General features: G+C 64.3%; 9 protein-coding genes. 4 read left to right on the top strand and 5 right to left on the bottom strand.

Annotated features, from left to right (window positions below; genetic code table 11):
- Positions 1-24: 24 nt before the first annotated feature.
- From mnmE to rpmH, 5 genes are all read right to left on the bottom strand, one after another.
- On the bottom strand, positions 25-1,374 hold the full coding sequence (gene mnmE, locus J2X70_RS04200; RefSeq protein WP_025875586.1) for a tRNA uridine-5-carboxymethylaminomethyl(34) synthesis GTPase MnmE: 1,350 nt from the start codon (positions 1,372-1,374) through the stop codon (positions 25-27).
- A 3-nt stretch (positions 1,375-1,377) separates the two neighbouring features.
- Complete coding sequence (locus tag J2X70_RS04205) at positions 1,378-4,047, bottom strand: polysaccharide deacetylase family protein (RefSeq protein ID WP_309909112.1); 2,670 nt, start codon at positions 4,045-4,047, stop codon at positions 1,378-1,380.
- A 129-nt stretch (positions 4,048-4,176) separates the two neighbouring features.
- Positions 4,177-5,892: a membrane protein insertase YidC gene (gene yidC, locus J2X70_RS04210; RefSeq protein ID WP_025875582.1), complete on the bottom strand. Its 1,716-nt coding sequence runs from the start codon at positions 5,890-5,892 to the stop codon at positions 4,177-4,179.
- A complete protein-coding gene (gene rnpA, locus J2X70_RS04215) occupies positions 5,892-6,386 on the bottom strand; it encodes a ribonuclease P protein component (RefSeq protein WP_025875580.1) in 495 nt (164 codons plus the stop codon). Before rnpA ends, yidC begins: the two co-directional genes overlap by 1 nt.
- 5 nt (positions 6,387-6,391) lie before the next feature.
- Complete coding sequence (gene rpmH / locus J2X70_RS04220) at positions 6,392-6,532, bottom strand: 50S ribosomal protein L34 (protein ID WP_006404565.1); 141 nt, start codon at positions 6,530-6,532, stop codon at positions 6,392-6,394.
- 254 nt (positions 6,533-6,786) lie between these two features.
- On the opposite strand from rpmH, the gene dnaA reads away from it, so the two are divergent.
- The 4 genes from dnaA (at position 6,787) to gyrB (ending at position 14,092) form a co-directional block, all read left to right on the top strand.
- Positions 6,787-8,118, top strand: a complete 1,332-nt coding sequence (gene dnaA, locus J2X70_RS04225) for a chromosomal replication initiator protein DnaA (protein ID WP_025875573.1) — start codon at positions 6,787-6,789, stop codon at positions 8,116-8,118.
- Between the two features lie 276 nt (positions 8,119-8,394).
- Complete coding sequence (gene dnaN, locus J2X70_RS04230) at positions 8,395-9,495, top strand: DNA polymerase III subunit beta (RefSeq protein ID WP_005411731.1); 1,101 nt, start codon at positions 8,395-8,397, stop codon at positions 9,493-9,495.
- A 930-nt stretch (positions 9,496-10,425) separates the two neighbouring features.
- On the top strand, positions 10,426-11,520 hold the full coding sequence (recF, locus tag J2X70_RS04235) for a DNA replication/repair protein RecF (protein ID WP_309909116.1): 1,095 nt from the start codon (positions 10,426-10,428) through the stop codon (positions 11,518-11,520).
- Between the two features lie 112 nt (positions 11,521-11,632).
- Positions 11,633-14,092 (top strand): DNA topoisomerase (ATP-hydrolyzing) subunit B, encoded by a 2,460-nt coding sequence (gene gyrB, locus J2X70_RS04240; protein ID WP_032978484.1) that lies wholly within the window; start codon positions 11,633-11,635, stop codon positions 14,090-14,092.
- Positions 14,093-14,153: the final 61 nt, after the last annotated feature.

Below are 14,153 nucleotides of genomic sequence, written 5' to 3' on the forward strand. Positions count from 1 at the left end.
GGCATGTCGCAGTTCATCGCGGCACTACTTGCCGATGCAGAAGCTGGAGAAAATCCGACCCAGCAGGTCATCGGCACTCATCTGCCCGGTGATTTCGCCCAGCGCGTCGTGCGCCAGACGCAGCTCCTCGGCCGCCAGCTCCAGGTGCTCGTGCACCAGCTCGCCATCCGCCCGGTGCGCGTGTTCCTGTGCGCGCTCGATCGCATCGACGTGGCGGGTGCGTGCGGAGAATTCGCCCTCCACCTGCTCCCCTGCCCCGGCCGAAGCGATCGAACGCAGGCGCGCATGCAGCTCGTCCAGTCCCGCGCCGGTGGCAGCGGAGACGAACACGCGGTCCGGGTCGTCCCGCACCGGCATCGCATCCAACAGATCCGACTTGTTGTGGATGTAGACCTTGTGCGGCACCGCCAGTACCGCTTCGCCGATCGCGGCTTCGCCGGCTGCCGGATCGCGTGCATCCAGCACGATCAACGCCAGGTCGGTGCGCTCGATCTCCGCGCGCGCGCGACGCATGCCTTCGCGTTCGATGGCATCGCCACCGTCGCGCAGGCCGGCGGTATCGACCAGGGTCAGTTCCAGCCCATCCAGGCGGATGGTCTCGCGCAGCGTGTCACGGGTGGTGCCGGCGATGTCGGTGACGATGGCACGCTCGCTACCGGCCAGCGCGTTCAACAGCGAACTCTTGCCGGCATTCGGTGGGCCGATCAGCACCGCATGCAGGCCATCGCGCAGACGACGGCCACGCTCTGCGTCGCGACGCAGCAGGGCCAGATCGCTGCGCGCCTGTTCCAGGCCACGCCGCACCTGTGCACCGCCGAGTGTATCCAGCGGTTCGTCGGCGAAATCGATGGCCGCTTCCACGTGGATGCGCAGCAGCACCAGCTGTTCGACCACCGCCTCGATGCGGCGCGAGAACACACCGTCCAGCGAGCGTCGTGCTGCGCGCGCCGCTCGGTTGTCACCGGCGGCGATCAGATCGGCGATGGCTTCGGCCTGTGCCAGGTCGAGCTTGCCGTTGAGAAACGCGCGCTCACTGAACTCGCCGGGCCGCGCCTGCCGCGCCCCCAATGCGATGCAGCGTGCGACCAGCTGCTGCAGCAGTACCGGGCTGCCATGGCCCTGCAGTTCCACCACTTCTTCGCCGGTGAAGCTGTTCGGCGCCGGGAACCACAACACGATGCCATCGTCGATCACTTCACCGTCTGCATCGCGCAGGCGCGCGTAGTGCGCATGCCGCGGGCGCAACGTCGGTGCGCCGAGTGCGTTGGCAATGGCTGCGGCACGCGGGCCTGACAGGCGCAGCAGGCCCACGCCGCCCGCGCCGGGCGCGCTGGCAATGGCCACGATGGTCTCGGTGCGCTTCATATCGTTCATCGCTCAGAGCTTCTCCAGCTGCGCGCGGGCCTGCGCCGCACCGCTGCCTTGCGGCTGCAGCGCCAGGTAGGTGGTGTAGGCCTGCTTCGCCTTGGCCTTGTCGCCAACGTGGAAGTAGGCATCGCCCAGGTTGAGATGGGCCACCGCGCGCGACGGATCGATCTTCAGCGTGTTCTCCAGCCAGCGCGCCGCTTCGGCGTAGCGCTGCTGCCGGTAGTAGACGAAGCCGAGGTTGTTGGCCGCCTGGGCAAAATCCGGGCGCAGCTTCAGCGCCTCGGCGAACTGCACGGCGGCTTCGTCGTAGCGCTTCTCGCGGTACAGCTGCAGGCCACGGTCGTTGGCCTGCTGCGAGCGCTGGCGGTCCGAGGCCGGTCCGGCCGTCGGCACCACCAGCTTGGCCTTGCCGCCCTGCAGGTCGGCCACGGTCACTGGCGCTTCACTGTTCTTGGCGTCCTGGGCAGCGTCGACCTTGTTGTTCAGGGCGATCGCATCGGCGGTCAGCTGGCGCGTATCGGCGTTGAGGTATTCCTGGCTGTCCGGCACCTGGAACACGAACTCGCCCCCCTGCGAGCCGGGCAGGCTGCCGAACGCCGGCGTCTGCTGCGAGACCGCCGACACCGCCGGCGCCACATAGGCCGCCAGCTCGGTACCGGTGATCAGGCCATCGCCATTGAGATCGCCCTTGCCAGCCAATGCCTGCAGCAGCACCCAGGTAAACACCGAGTGGCCGTTCGGGCCCGCATCGGCCACCTGCTGGTCGGCACCGCCGGCGGTCAGCATCTGCCGCGCGCTGCGGCGTGCGTTCTCGCGCAGGAACGACGATGACGACGGGCCGCCGCGGGTCAAGCCCAGACCGCTGTAGCAGGCGTCCATCACGAACATCACATGCTTGGCCTGCATGCTCTCGGCGATGTTCTGGATGTCGGTCATCGCGATGGCATCGGTGGCGAATTCCTTCGGGTCCGAATCAACCGGAATGATGTAGCCGAGGTCGCGCCCGGATGCCAGCTGACGGGTAGCACCGTGGCCGGCGAAGAACACGAACACGCGATCATTCCTGCCGGTGCGGTCGTCGGACAGCCGGTCGTGGAAGGCGGCCAGGATGTTGTTGCGGGTGGCCTGCTCGTTCTTCAGCACGATCACCTGCGAGGAGGGGAAGCCGAACCGCCCGGTCAGCGTATCGGCCACGGCCTGGGCATCGTGGCTGGCGTATTCCAGCTTCGGCCACTTGGCGTAGTTGTCGATGCCGACCACGATCGCCCACGATTTTTCATAGCCGGTGGTGACGGTGGCATCGCGGTCGCTGCCCTTGCGCGGTCGGGCGACGCTGAAGTCGCGGCCATTCCAGCCGGCGAACTGGTAGCCGTCGGCGATCAGCCGGTCCAGGATCTGCGGCAGTGCCTTCACCGCGCGGTCGTGGATATCGTGGAACAGGATGATGCCGCGCTGTTCCTTGTTCACCTGGTCGAGCACGCGCTGCACGATCGATTCGGGCACCGGGTCGGCCCAGTCCATCGAATCGATGTTCCACATGATCGACTTCAGGCCCGCCTCGTTGAGCAGCTGCAGGCCTTCGGCGTTGCGTGCGCCATACGGGAAGCGGAACAGCGGCGCGCGCTTGCTGTCCACGTCCTTCAGCAGGGTGTCGGTGTCCAGCACCTGCTGGCGCAGCGCATCGCCGGTGGTGCGCGACAGCTGCGCATGGGTCAGGCTGTGGTTGCCGACGGCGTAGCCCTCTTCCATCAGGTTGCGGCTGATCTTCGCCATCGGCCCGAGGCTGACCTTGCCGTCGGTGTCGACCTTGCCCAGGTTGCGACCGACCTCGAAGAACACGCCCGGTACGTCGTAGCGCTTGAGGATGGCCACCACTTCATCGGTATAGGCCTTGTGCGGGCCATCGTCGAAGGTCAGCACCACCGTCTTCGGCGGCAGGTCGCGGCCGAAGATCTCGCGGTCGCTGTCCTTCATCGACATCGGGTACGGCTCGATCACGCCGTAGTCGCGCAGGATCGCTTCGCGGCTGTAGTCCTTGTGCAGGTGCGCGATGTAGTCGTCCCACTTCTCGCGCTTCAGTTCGATGGCACGGGTGCGCTCGAAGCGGCTGAAGATGCGGGTCAGTTCCTGGTTGTAGTTGCGCTCGATCTCGTCCAGCGCCTCCAGGTCTTCACCGATGCGCTGGTGCAGCTTCACCGCCGGCAACGAGGAATCGGCGCCGATGCGTTCGTGCAGGTCACGCAGCACCTCGCGGAACGCCAGGCGATCGGCATCGAACAGTTCGGGCGCCGACTCGATGTAATCCAGCACCGTGCCCAGGGTAGCGAAGCGCTGCGGGCTGGTGCCGCGCAGCAGGGTGTCGAACTGCGTGGCAATGGCGCCGCGCTGTTCCAGGCCATCGTGGAACAGCTGCTGGCCGATGCGGGTGGAGGTGGTGCGATCGGCCGCGGACTGCTGTTCCTCATCGGCCAGCAGCACGATGATCCGTCGATAGCCGTCGAGCTGCTTCTGCAGTGCGCCCAGCAACGGCGCGGCGGCCGGGTCGGCGGCAGCGGCAGCCTGTGCGCTCGGCTGGGTAACCGCCGCTGGTGCCTGCGCGTCGTTGTCGCCACAGCCAGCCACGAGCAGGGTCAACAGCAGGCTGGGCAGAAACAGGCGGAACGACGGCGCACGCGGCATGGCGGACTCGAACAAAGGGGAATGGTGTGCCGGCGATTCTAACGCCGCATGCGAAAAGCCCGCCTTGCGGCGGGCCTTTGCTGGGTCAGCCGGCCAGCGGCCGGCGCTACCCGTCGGCGCAGACGCGCCTTACTTTTTCTTGGCCGGAGCGGTGGCTGCCGTGGCCGGCACCGGATCGCTGCCGTGGCGCTTGGTCATCCACCACTGCTGCAGCAGGCCCAGTCCACCATTGACCACCCAGTACAGGACCAGGCCGGACGGCATGAAGGCCATCATGACGCCGAACACCAGCGGCATGAACTGCATCATCTTCTGCTGCATCGGGTCCATGCCCGGTGCCGGCGTCAGCTTCTGGGTGAACCACATCACCGCTACGTTGATCACCGGCAGGATGAAGTACGGGTCACGGGCGGTCAGGTCCTGGATCCAGCCGAACCAGGGCGCCTGGCGCAGTTCGACCGATTCCACCAGCACCCAGTACAGGGCGAAGAAGATCGGCATCTGGATGAGGATCGGCAGACAGCCGCCCATCGGATTGATCTTTTCCTTCTTGTACAGCTCCATCATCGCGGTCTGGAACTTCTGGCGGTCATCGCCATAGCGTTCCTTCAGCTGTGCGATGCGCGGCTGGAAGCGACGCATTTTGGCGCCACTCTTGTACTGCGTCGCCGACAGCGGGTACAGCACGATCTTCAGCAGCACCACCAGGCCGACGATGGCCCAGCCCCAGTTGCCCACCAGCTTGTGCACTTGGTTGAGCACCCAGAACAGGCCCTGGCCGATCACCGCCATCATCGAGAAGCGGCTGTAGTCGACCACACGGTCCAGACCCGGCACGTCTTCCTTGGCGATCAGGTTGACCAGCTTCGGGCCGACCCACAGGCGGGCCTCGGTGCTGGTGGACTGGCCCGGGGCCACGGTGAAGGCCGGGCCACGCGCTTCGATCAGGTCACGACCGGCCACCTGCGACAGCACGTAGTGTGCGGTCTGGTCCTTCTGCGGGATCCAGGCGGTGAAGAAGTGGTGCTGCAGCATCGCCAGCCAGCCGCCGGTGATGTTCTGGTTCAGCGCGCCATCGTCCAGGTAATCCTTGAACGCACGACGCTGGTACTTCTTGTCGTTGTCGTACCAGGTGGCACCGTTGAAGCTGAACGAGTCCGGGTTGGTCATGCTCCGCGACAGGATCGTCGGGCTGCGGTCCAGGGTGCGGTAGACGTAGCCGTTCCACGGCGCGGCGCCGGCATTGCTGACTTCATCCTTGAAGCGGATCGCATACTCGTTGCGGCCCACGATCAGGGTGCGCTTGATGGTCACGCCGTTGTCGGCGGTCCATACGAACGGAACCTGCAGTTCGTTCTGGCCCTTGGCCAGCACGAAGTCGCGGGTGTCACCGACCAGCTTGAAGCCGTCGGCACCCGGCACCGGGGTGTTCTTGTCTTCGCTGGCCCAGCCGCTGATCGCGCTGTAGGGATGCGCGGGATCTTCGGTCAGCAGGCGCACCGGCGGGCTGCCTTCGTCCTTGCTCTGCGGGAACTGCAGCAGTTCGGCGTCGAGCACGCGGCCGCCATCGAGCTTCAGGCGCAGCACGTCGGTGGTGATGGTCACGGTCTGTGCGGACGGGGTGGCGCTGGCCTGGGCCTGTGCAGCGGCCTGACCCGGGGCACCGGGAACCTGCGCGCTGGGGATGCTGCCCGGGGACGCGCCGGGGACGCTCTGGGCGGCGGCCGGGGCCGAGCTGGTCGTCGGCGCCGGGGTCGGGGCGGACTTCTCACGGCTCCACTCCATCCACAGCAGCACGGCCACCATCAGCCAGGCAAAGATCAGGAAAACACGGGTCTGGTTCATCAGCAGGCAGGCTCAGCGGGGCCGGGACGCGGTGCCGGCTCGGTGACGGAGGAAATGGCAATGCCATCAGGCGGCGGCATTGTGCCGTCCACGCCCGGCGCGGGCAATGCGCGCAGGCGCCGCAGCAGGCGCAGGAAGGCCTGGCGGATATCTTCGTTGCTGGCATGACGCGCAGCAGTACGAGCCACGACGACGAAGTCGCCTGGCTGTATGTCGGTTCGTGTCTGACGCAAGGCGTCGCGCAGGACGCGCTTGATCCGGTTACGCCCAACGGCGTGAGGATCGACCTTGCGGGAAACCGCCAGACCCAGCCTGGCCGGCCGGTCAGCCGGTAGCCAGTGCAGGGTCATCAGCGGATCGGACACACGGCGGGCGCCGTTGAAGACCGTTGAATATTCGGCACGCGTGCGAACCCGCGCAGAGCGAGGGAATCGCTTGCGCGGGTCTGCAGTATTCACTGTCGAATGGATTGCGTCTGCCGCTGGATGCGGCATGGCAATCAGGCGCTCAGGACTTTGCGGCCCTTGGCGCGGCGACGCGACAGGATCTTGCGGCCGTCAGCGGTCTTCATACGGGCACGGAAGCCGTGGTCGCGCTTACGCTTGAGGTTGCTGGGCTGGAAGGTGCGCTTGGTGGCCATGTGGGCCTCTCGTATGAATGGGACGGAAAGAACCGGAAATTTTAGAGAGGTGTCCCCCCTCCCGTCAACCCCTGTCTGCTACGCCAATTCACCGGGCTGTGCAATAGCTGTGGATCTTTTTGTGAATAAGTAGGGGACAAGCATTCCGAAGGCGGGCGCTCGGTGGTAGGCTGAGCCATCCATTTCCCCCCTTTCAGGCCTGTGTTTGGGCGCCTTTTCGCGCCTATGCATCGGCCACCGGACAATTATTGCTGATGGATGCCTGGTCACGTAGTCTCGAGCGACTCGAGGCGGAGTTCCCGCCCGAGGATGTTCACACCTGGTTGAAGCCGCTGCAGGCAGATCTGCGCGCTGACAGCCTGGTGCTGTATGCACCGAATGCCTTCATTGTCGATCAGGTGCGCGAACTGTACCTGCCGCGGATCCGCGAGCTGGTCACCCACTTTGCCGGTTTCGGCGACGTATTTCTTGAAATCGGCTCGCGTCCGCGGCCCGTGGACGCGCAGATCGCGCCGGTTTCCAGCCATTCGGCGCAGGCGCCGGTGCAGCCGCAGGTCCCCTTTGCCGGCAACCTGGACAACCACTACACCTTCGCCAACTTCGTGGAAGGCCGCAGCAACCAGCTGGGCCTGGCCGCAGCATTCCAGGCGGCGCAGAAGCCGGGCGACCGCGCGCACAATCCGCTGCTGCTGTACGGGGGCACCGGCCTGGGCAAGACCCACCTGATGTTCGCCGCCGGCAACGCGATGCGTCAGGCCAATCCGGCCGCCAAGGTGCTGTATCTGCGTTCGGAACAGTTCTTCAGCGCGATGATCCGGGCCTTGCAGGAAAAGACCATGGATCAGTTCAAGCGCCAGTTCCAGCAGGTCGACGCGCTGCTGATCGATGACATCCAGTTCTTCGCCGGCAAGGATCGCACCCAGGAAGAGTTCTTCCACACCTTCAACGCGTTGTTCGATGGCAAGCAGCAGATCATCCTGACCTGCGACCGCTATCCGCGCGAAGTCGAAGGCCTGGAAGCGCGCCTGAAGTCGCGGCTTGCCTGGGGCCTGTCGGTCGCCATCGAGCCGCCGGACTTCGAGACCCGCGCTGCGATCGTGCTGGCCAAGGCCCGCGAGCGTGGTGCCGAGATTCCCGATGACGTTGCGTTCCTGATTGCCAAGAAGATGCGCTCCAATGTGCGCGACCTCGAGGGTGCGCTGAATACCCTGACCGCCCGCGCCAATTTCACCGGCCGTGCGATCACCACCGAATTCGCCCAGGAAACCCTGCGCGACCTGCTGCGCGCCCAGCAGCAGGCGATCAGCATTCCCAACATCCAGAAAACCGTTGCCGATTACTACGGGCTGCAGATCAAGGATCTGCTGTCCAAGCGTCGGACCCGGTCGCTGGCCCGTCCGCGCCAGGTTGCCATGGCGCTGACCAAGGAACTGACCGAACACAGCCTGCCCGAAATCGGCGACGCCTTTGCCGGTCGCGATCACACCACGGTGCTGCATGCCTGCCGGCAGATCCGCACCCTGATGGAAGCCGACGGCAAGCTCCGCGAGGACTGGGACAAGCTGATCCGGAAGCTGAGCGAATGATGCACGTACGCCGATGAGGCGTCACCGCATAAAACGGTGCAGAATCCGGTAGCAAGCGCGGGACAGGGTGTGGATAAAAATGCCGTTGGATTTCCCGGAAGATTTATCCACAGCTTTCCCCACCCCTTGGGGGCTGGTAATGCAGAGGGTTTCGAAGCCTGAAACCCTTTTGTTTACAAATACTTAGCTGTGTTTTCCAGCGATTCTGGCTGTACCAGCACCACCAAGCTTTTGATTTATTCCACATTTTTTTAAAGCATAGGGGCACGGAACCACATGCGTTTCACACTGCAGCGCGAAGCCTTTCTCAAGCCGTTGGCACAGGTCGTCAACGTGGTCGAACGCCGCCAGACCCTTCCGGTTCTGGCCAATTTCCTGGTGCAGGTGCAGAACGGCCAGCTGTCGCTGACCGGTACCGACCTGGAAGTGGAGATGGTGTCGCGGATCGCGGTTGAAGATGCCCAGGACGGCGAAACCACCATTCCCGCCCGCAAGCTGTTCGAGATCATCCGCGCCCTGCCTGATGGCAGCCGGATCACCGTCTCGCAGACCGGTGACAAGATCACCGTGCAGGCAGGACGCAGCCGCTTCACCCTGGCCACCCTGCCCTCCAACGACTTCCCGTCGGTGGACGAAGTGGAAGCCACCGAGCGTGTCGCGATCGGCGAAGCAACCCTGAAGGAGCTGATCGAGCGCACTGCGTTCGCGATGGCCCAGCAGGACGTGCGCTACTACCTCAACGGCCTGCTGTTCGACCTGCGCGGAGATGCGCTGCGCACTGTCGCCACCGACGGTCATCGGCTGGCCCTGTGCGAAACCGATCTGGCCAAGCCCAGCGGTTCCAAGCGCCAGATCATCGTGCCGCGCAAGGGCGTGACCGAGTTGCAGCGCCTGCTGGAAAGCGGTGATCGCGAGATCGAACTGGAAGTCGGCCGTAGCCACGTTCGCGTGAAGCGCGACGATGTGACCTTCACTTCGAAGCTGATCGACGGTCGCTTCCCGGATTACGAGGCAGTGATTCCGATTGGTGCCGACCGCGAGGTGAAGGTTGATCGCGAAGCACTGCGTGCCTCGCTGCAGCGTGCTGCGATCCTGTCCAACGAGAAGTACCGCGGCATCCGCGTGGAAGTTTCGCCGGGCAACCTGAAGATCAGCGCGCACAACCCGGAGCAGGAAGAAGCCCAGGAAGAGATCGAGGCCGACACCACGGTTAGCGACCTGGCCATCGGCTTCAACGTGAACTACCTGCTGGATGCCCTCTCCGCCCTGCGCGACGAAGAAGTGATCATCCAGCTGCGCGATTCCAATTCCTCGGCGCTGGTGCGCGAATCCAGCAGCGAGAAGTCGCGTCATGTGGTGATGCCGTTGCGTCTCTGACAGCTGCGCCGTTCCACGTGGAACACATGGACGCCCGGGATCTCCCGGGCGTCTTTTTTTTGTTCCACGTGGAGCATCGTTGCGAATGCTACCGCCTCCCTCGTCGCTCCTTGCCGATGAGAGCATCCGCGTTGCCCTGATGGGTTGTCGGCGCATGGAACCCACGGTCCCGCGAAGCCAGCTGTGGAATCCACATGCTGAGATGACGAGACACGTTGGATATGAGCGCGCAGCGGGATCCGATCCAGCGGCTTCCGCTTGCGTGCTGACCTCTCTGTCCACAGGCCTCGTTCGTAGGAATTCGGCGCTTCCCTAGCTTCTAAATCTGGGTATAAATCAAAAGCTTGGTGGTGATGGTAGGGCCAGATTTCATGTAAAAGTAGGCTATGTGCCTGTTTTAAAAAGCTTTTATAGGGTTGAAACCCCCTGTATATAGGCCATCAAGCCTGGGGGGGAACCTGTGGATAGTTTTACAGCCGAGGAAAAGTGCCTTTTTTATCCACAGCTCGCCCACACCTTGTGTATAAGTCATACAGACCCGCTGTGGATGGCGTGGAACTGCCGCCTTGAATTTCTTGAAATCTGTGGAACCTGGCAGGGGCCTTGGTCGCAGATTTCAAGAAATCTGGGGAGCACTGACTGCATTCTCGGTGTGGAGTCAGGCCATGAGCCGGGGAAACCGTCTTCGGAATGGCGAAATCTGGACGCCTTGAGCCTTGGCTTCCTGCTGGATTTGAACGATTTCGGCCACTGTCTCCGGCCGCCTGCATGCCGGCTGGCCTCCGCCACGTGGAACCCGTGTTCTCCAAGGCTGCAACGCTCCGCTGATGCCGGTCCACGTCCGATCCACGCTGGCTGGCTTGACCAATGCAGTAAGCTGGGTGATTCCCCGCCCCTCTACCGCCATGTGCGGATGGTCTGTCGCATCCCATGCAGATTCGTCGTCTTGCCCTCCACCACTTGCGTCGTTTCGATGCGGTGGAGCTGTCGCCCCAGCCAGGGGTGAATCTGCTGACCGGTGACAACGGCGCTGGCAAGACCAGCGTCCTGGAAGCGTTGCATCTGATGGCCTATGGGCGGAGTTTCCGCGGGCGGGTACGCGATGGCCTGGTGCGTCAGGGCCATGAAGCCCTGGAAGTCTTCGTGGAATGGGACGAGCAACGCGGTGATCTGCCCGTGCAGAGGCGAAAAGCCGGGTTGCGGCATAGCGGGCAGGAGTGGAAGGGGCGGCTGGATGGCGAAGACGTCGCCCAACTCGGAAACCTGTGTGCCGCCCTGGCTGTGGTGACCTTTGAACCGGGCAGTCACGCCTTGGTGAGTGGTGGTGGCGAGCCGCGACGGCGCTTTCTGGATTGGGGTCTGTTCCACGTGGAACCAGACTTCCTTTCCTTGTGGCGGCGCTATTCGCGCGCGTTGAAGCAGCGCAATGCCCTGCTCAAGCAGGGCGGGCCGTCGCGGATGCTCGATACCTGGGATCACGAGCTGGCCGAGGCGGGAGAACCGCTGACCAGTCGTCGGCAGCACTACCTGGAGCGGCTGCAGTCCCGAACCATCGCCCTGGCCGAGGCACTCGCTCCGCAACTGGGAATCGTGGGCCTGAATCTGAGTCCCGGCTGGCGCCGGCACGAGGTTCCGCTGGCAGATGCCCTTCTGCTGGCGCGCGATCGCGACCGTCAGGTGGGTTACACCTCGCTGGGCCCACACCGGGCGGACTGGAGCGTGGCGTTCCAGAGCATCCCGGGGCGCGATGCGCTGTCACGCGGCCAGGCCAAGCTCACCGCCCTCGCCTGTCTACTGGCCCAGGCGGAGGATTACGCCGAGCAGCGTGGCGAGTGGCCCGTCATCGCGCTCGACGATCTGGCCTCGGAGCTGGATCGCACCCACCAGGCCCGGGTACTGCACCGCCTGTTGGCGGCACCGGCGCAGATATTCATCACTGCAACAGAAACGCCTGCAGCACTGGAGACTCTGAGCAACATCACCCGGTTCCACGTGGAACATGCACTGATCGTGGCTGTGCCATAGTGGGCACGGCAAGGCCGCTCAGCCCCGGCTGGTATAATTCAGGCTGCTATCCCTTCATTCTCGGCACATCGCTCACAGCGGTGTCCGACCTGCGGAGCCTACGGCAAGCGCAATGACCGACGAACAGAACACCCCGGCAAACAACGGCAACTACGACGCCAACAGCATTACGGCCCTGGAAGGCCTGGAGGCTGTCCGCAAGCGCCCAGGCATGTACATCGGCGACGTCCATGACGGCACCGGCCTGCATCACATGGTGTTCGAGGTCGTCGACAACTCGATCGACGAAGCCCTCGCCGGCCATGCCGACCACGTGTCGGTGACGATCCATGCCGACGGCTCGGTCGGAGTGTCCGACAACGGTCGCGGCATTCCGACGGGCAAGCACGAGCAGATGAGCAAGAAGCTCGACCGCGACGTGTCTGCAGCCGAAGTCGTGATGACGGTCCTGCACGCAGGCGGCAAGTTCGACGACAACAGCTACAAGGTTTCCGGCGGCCTGCATGGCGTGGGCGTCAGCGTGGTCAACGCGCTGTCGCAGAAGCTGGTCCTGGATATCTACCAGGGCGGTTTCCACTACCAGCAGGAATACGCCGACGGCGCAGCACTGCATCCGCTCAAGCAGGTCGGTCCCAGCACCAAGCGCGGTACCACCCTGCGCTTCTGGCCGTCGGTAAAGGCTTTCCACGACAACGTGGAATTCCACTACGACATCCTGGCCCGTCGCCTGCGCGAACTGTCCTTCCTCAATTCCGGCGTCAAGATCGTGCTGGTGGACGAGCGTGGTGATGGCCGCCGCGACGACTTCCATTACGAGGGCGGCATCCGCAGCTTCGTGGAGCATCTGGCGCAGTTGAAGACGCCGTTGCACCCGAACGTGATCTCGGTAACCGGCGAATCCAACGGCATCACCGTGGAAGTGGCGCTGCAGTGGACCGACTCCTACCAGGAGACGATGTACTGCTTCACCAACAACATTCCGCAGAAAGACGGCGGTACCCACCTGGCCGGCTTCCGTGGCGCGTTGACCCGTGTGCTCAACAACTACATCGAGCAGAACGGCATCGCCAAGCAGGCCAAGATCAACCTGACCGGCGATGACATGCGCGAAGGCATGATCGCGGTGCTGTCGGTGAAGGTGCCGGACCCGAGCTTCTCCAGCCAGACCAAGGAAAAGCTGGTCAGCTCGGATGTGCGTCCGGCCGTGGAAAGCGCATTCGGCCAGCGCCTGGAAGAGTTCCTGCAGGAAAACCCGAACGAAGCCAAGGCCATCGCCGGCAAGATCGTCGACGCTGCCCGTGCCCGCGAAGCCGCGCGCAAGGCCCGCGACCTGACCCGCCGCAAGGGTGCGCTGGATATCGCCGGCCTGCCGGGCAAGCTGGCCGACTGCCAGGAAAAGGATCCGGCGCTGTCCGAACTGTTCATCGTCGAGGGTGACTCGGCAGGTGGTTCGGCCAAGCAGGGTCGTAACCGCAAGAACCAGGCGGTGCTGCCGCTGCGCGGCAAGATCCTCAACGTGGAACGTGCACGCTTCGACCGCATGCTGGCGTCCGACCAGGTGGGTACGCTGATCACCGCGCTGGGCACCGGCATCGGTCGCGACGAGTACAACCCGGACAAGCTGCGTTACCACAAGATCATCATCATGACCGACGCCGACGTCGACGGCGCGCACATCCGAACCCTGCTGCTGACGTTCTTCTACCGTCAGATGCCGGAGCTGATCGAGCGTGGTTATGTCTATATCGGCCTGCCGCCGCTGTACAAGATCAAGCAGGGCAAGCAGGAGCTGTACCTGAAGGACGATCCGGCGCTGGACAGCTATCTGGCCAGCAGCGCAGTGGAGAACGCTGGGCTGGTGCCGGCCAGCGGCGAGCCGCCGATCGATGGCGTGGCGCTGGAAAAGCTGCTGCTCGCCTACGCTGCCGCGCAGGACACGATCAACCGCAATACCCATCGTTACGACCGCAACCTGCTCGAAGCGCTGGTCGACTTCATGCCGTTGGAGCTGGAAAACCTGCGCAACGCAGGTCCCGGCGAAGGCCTGGACGCGCTGGCCAAGCACCTCAACCAGGGCAACCTCGGCAGCGCCCGTTTCACCCTGGAACTGCAGGAACCCAACGAGCAGCGTCCGGCTGCGGTGCTGGTCACGCGCAGCCACATGGGCGAACAGCACATCCAGGTGCTGCCGCTGTCCGCGCTTGAAAGCGGCGAGCTGCGTGGCATCCACCAGGCAGCGCAGCTGCTGCACGGTCTGGTCCGCGAAGGCGCGGTCATCACCCGTGGCGCCAAGTCGATCGAGATCGAGTCGTTCGCGCAGGCCCGCAACTGGCTGCTGGACGAAGCCAAGCGCGGCCGTCAGATCCAGCGATTCAAGGGTCTGGGCGAAATGAATCCGGAACAGCTGTGGGACACCACCGTCAATCCCGATACCCGTCGCCTGCTGCAGGTGCGTATCGAAGATGCGGTGGCCGCTGACCAGATCTTCAGCACCCTGATGGGTGATGTGGTCGAACCGCGCCGCGACTTCATCGAAGACAACGCGCTGAAGGTCGCCAACCTGGATATCTGACACAATCGGATGGTGGCCGGCGCGCGGGGAGGCGCGCCGGCTTTTGTCCCTTGATCGCAGG

Origin of the sequence: Stenotrophomonas sp. 1337 (assembly GCF_031455455.1) — a bacterium.
Classification (GTDB): domain Bacteria; phylum Pseudomonadota; class Gammaproteobacteria; order Xanthomonadales; family Xanthomonadaceae; genus Stenotrophomonas; species Stenotrophomonas indicatrix.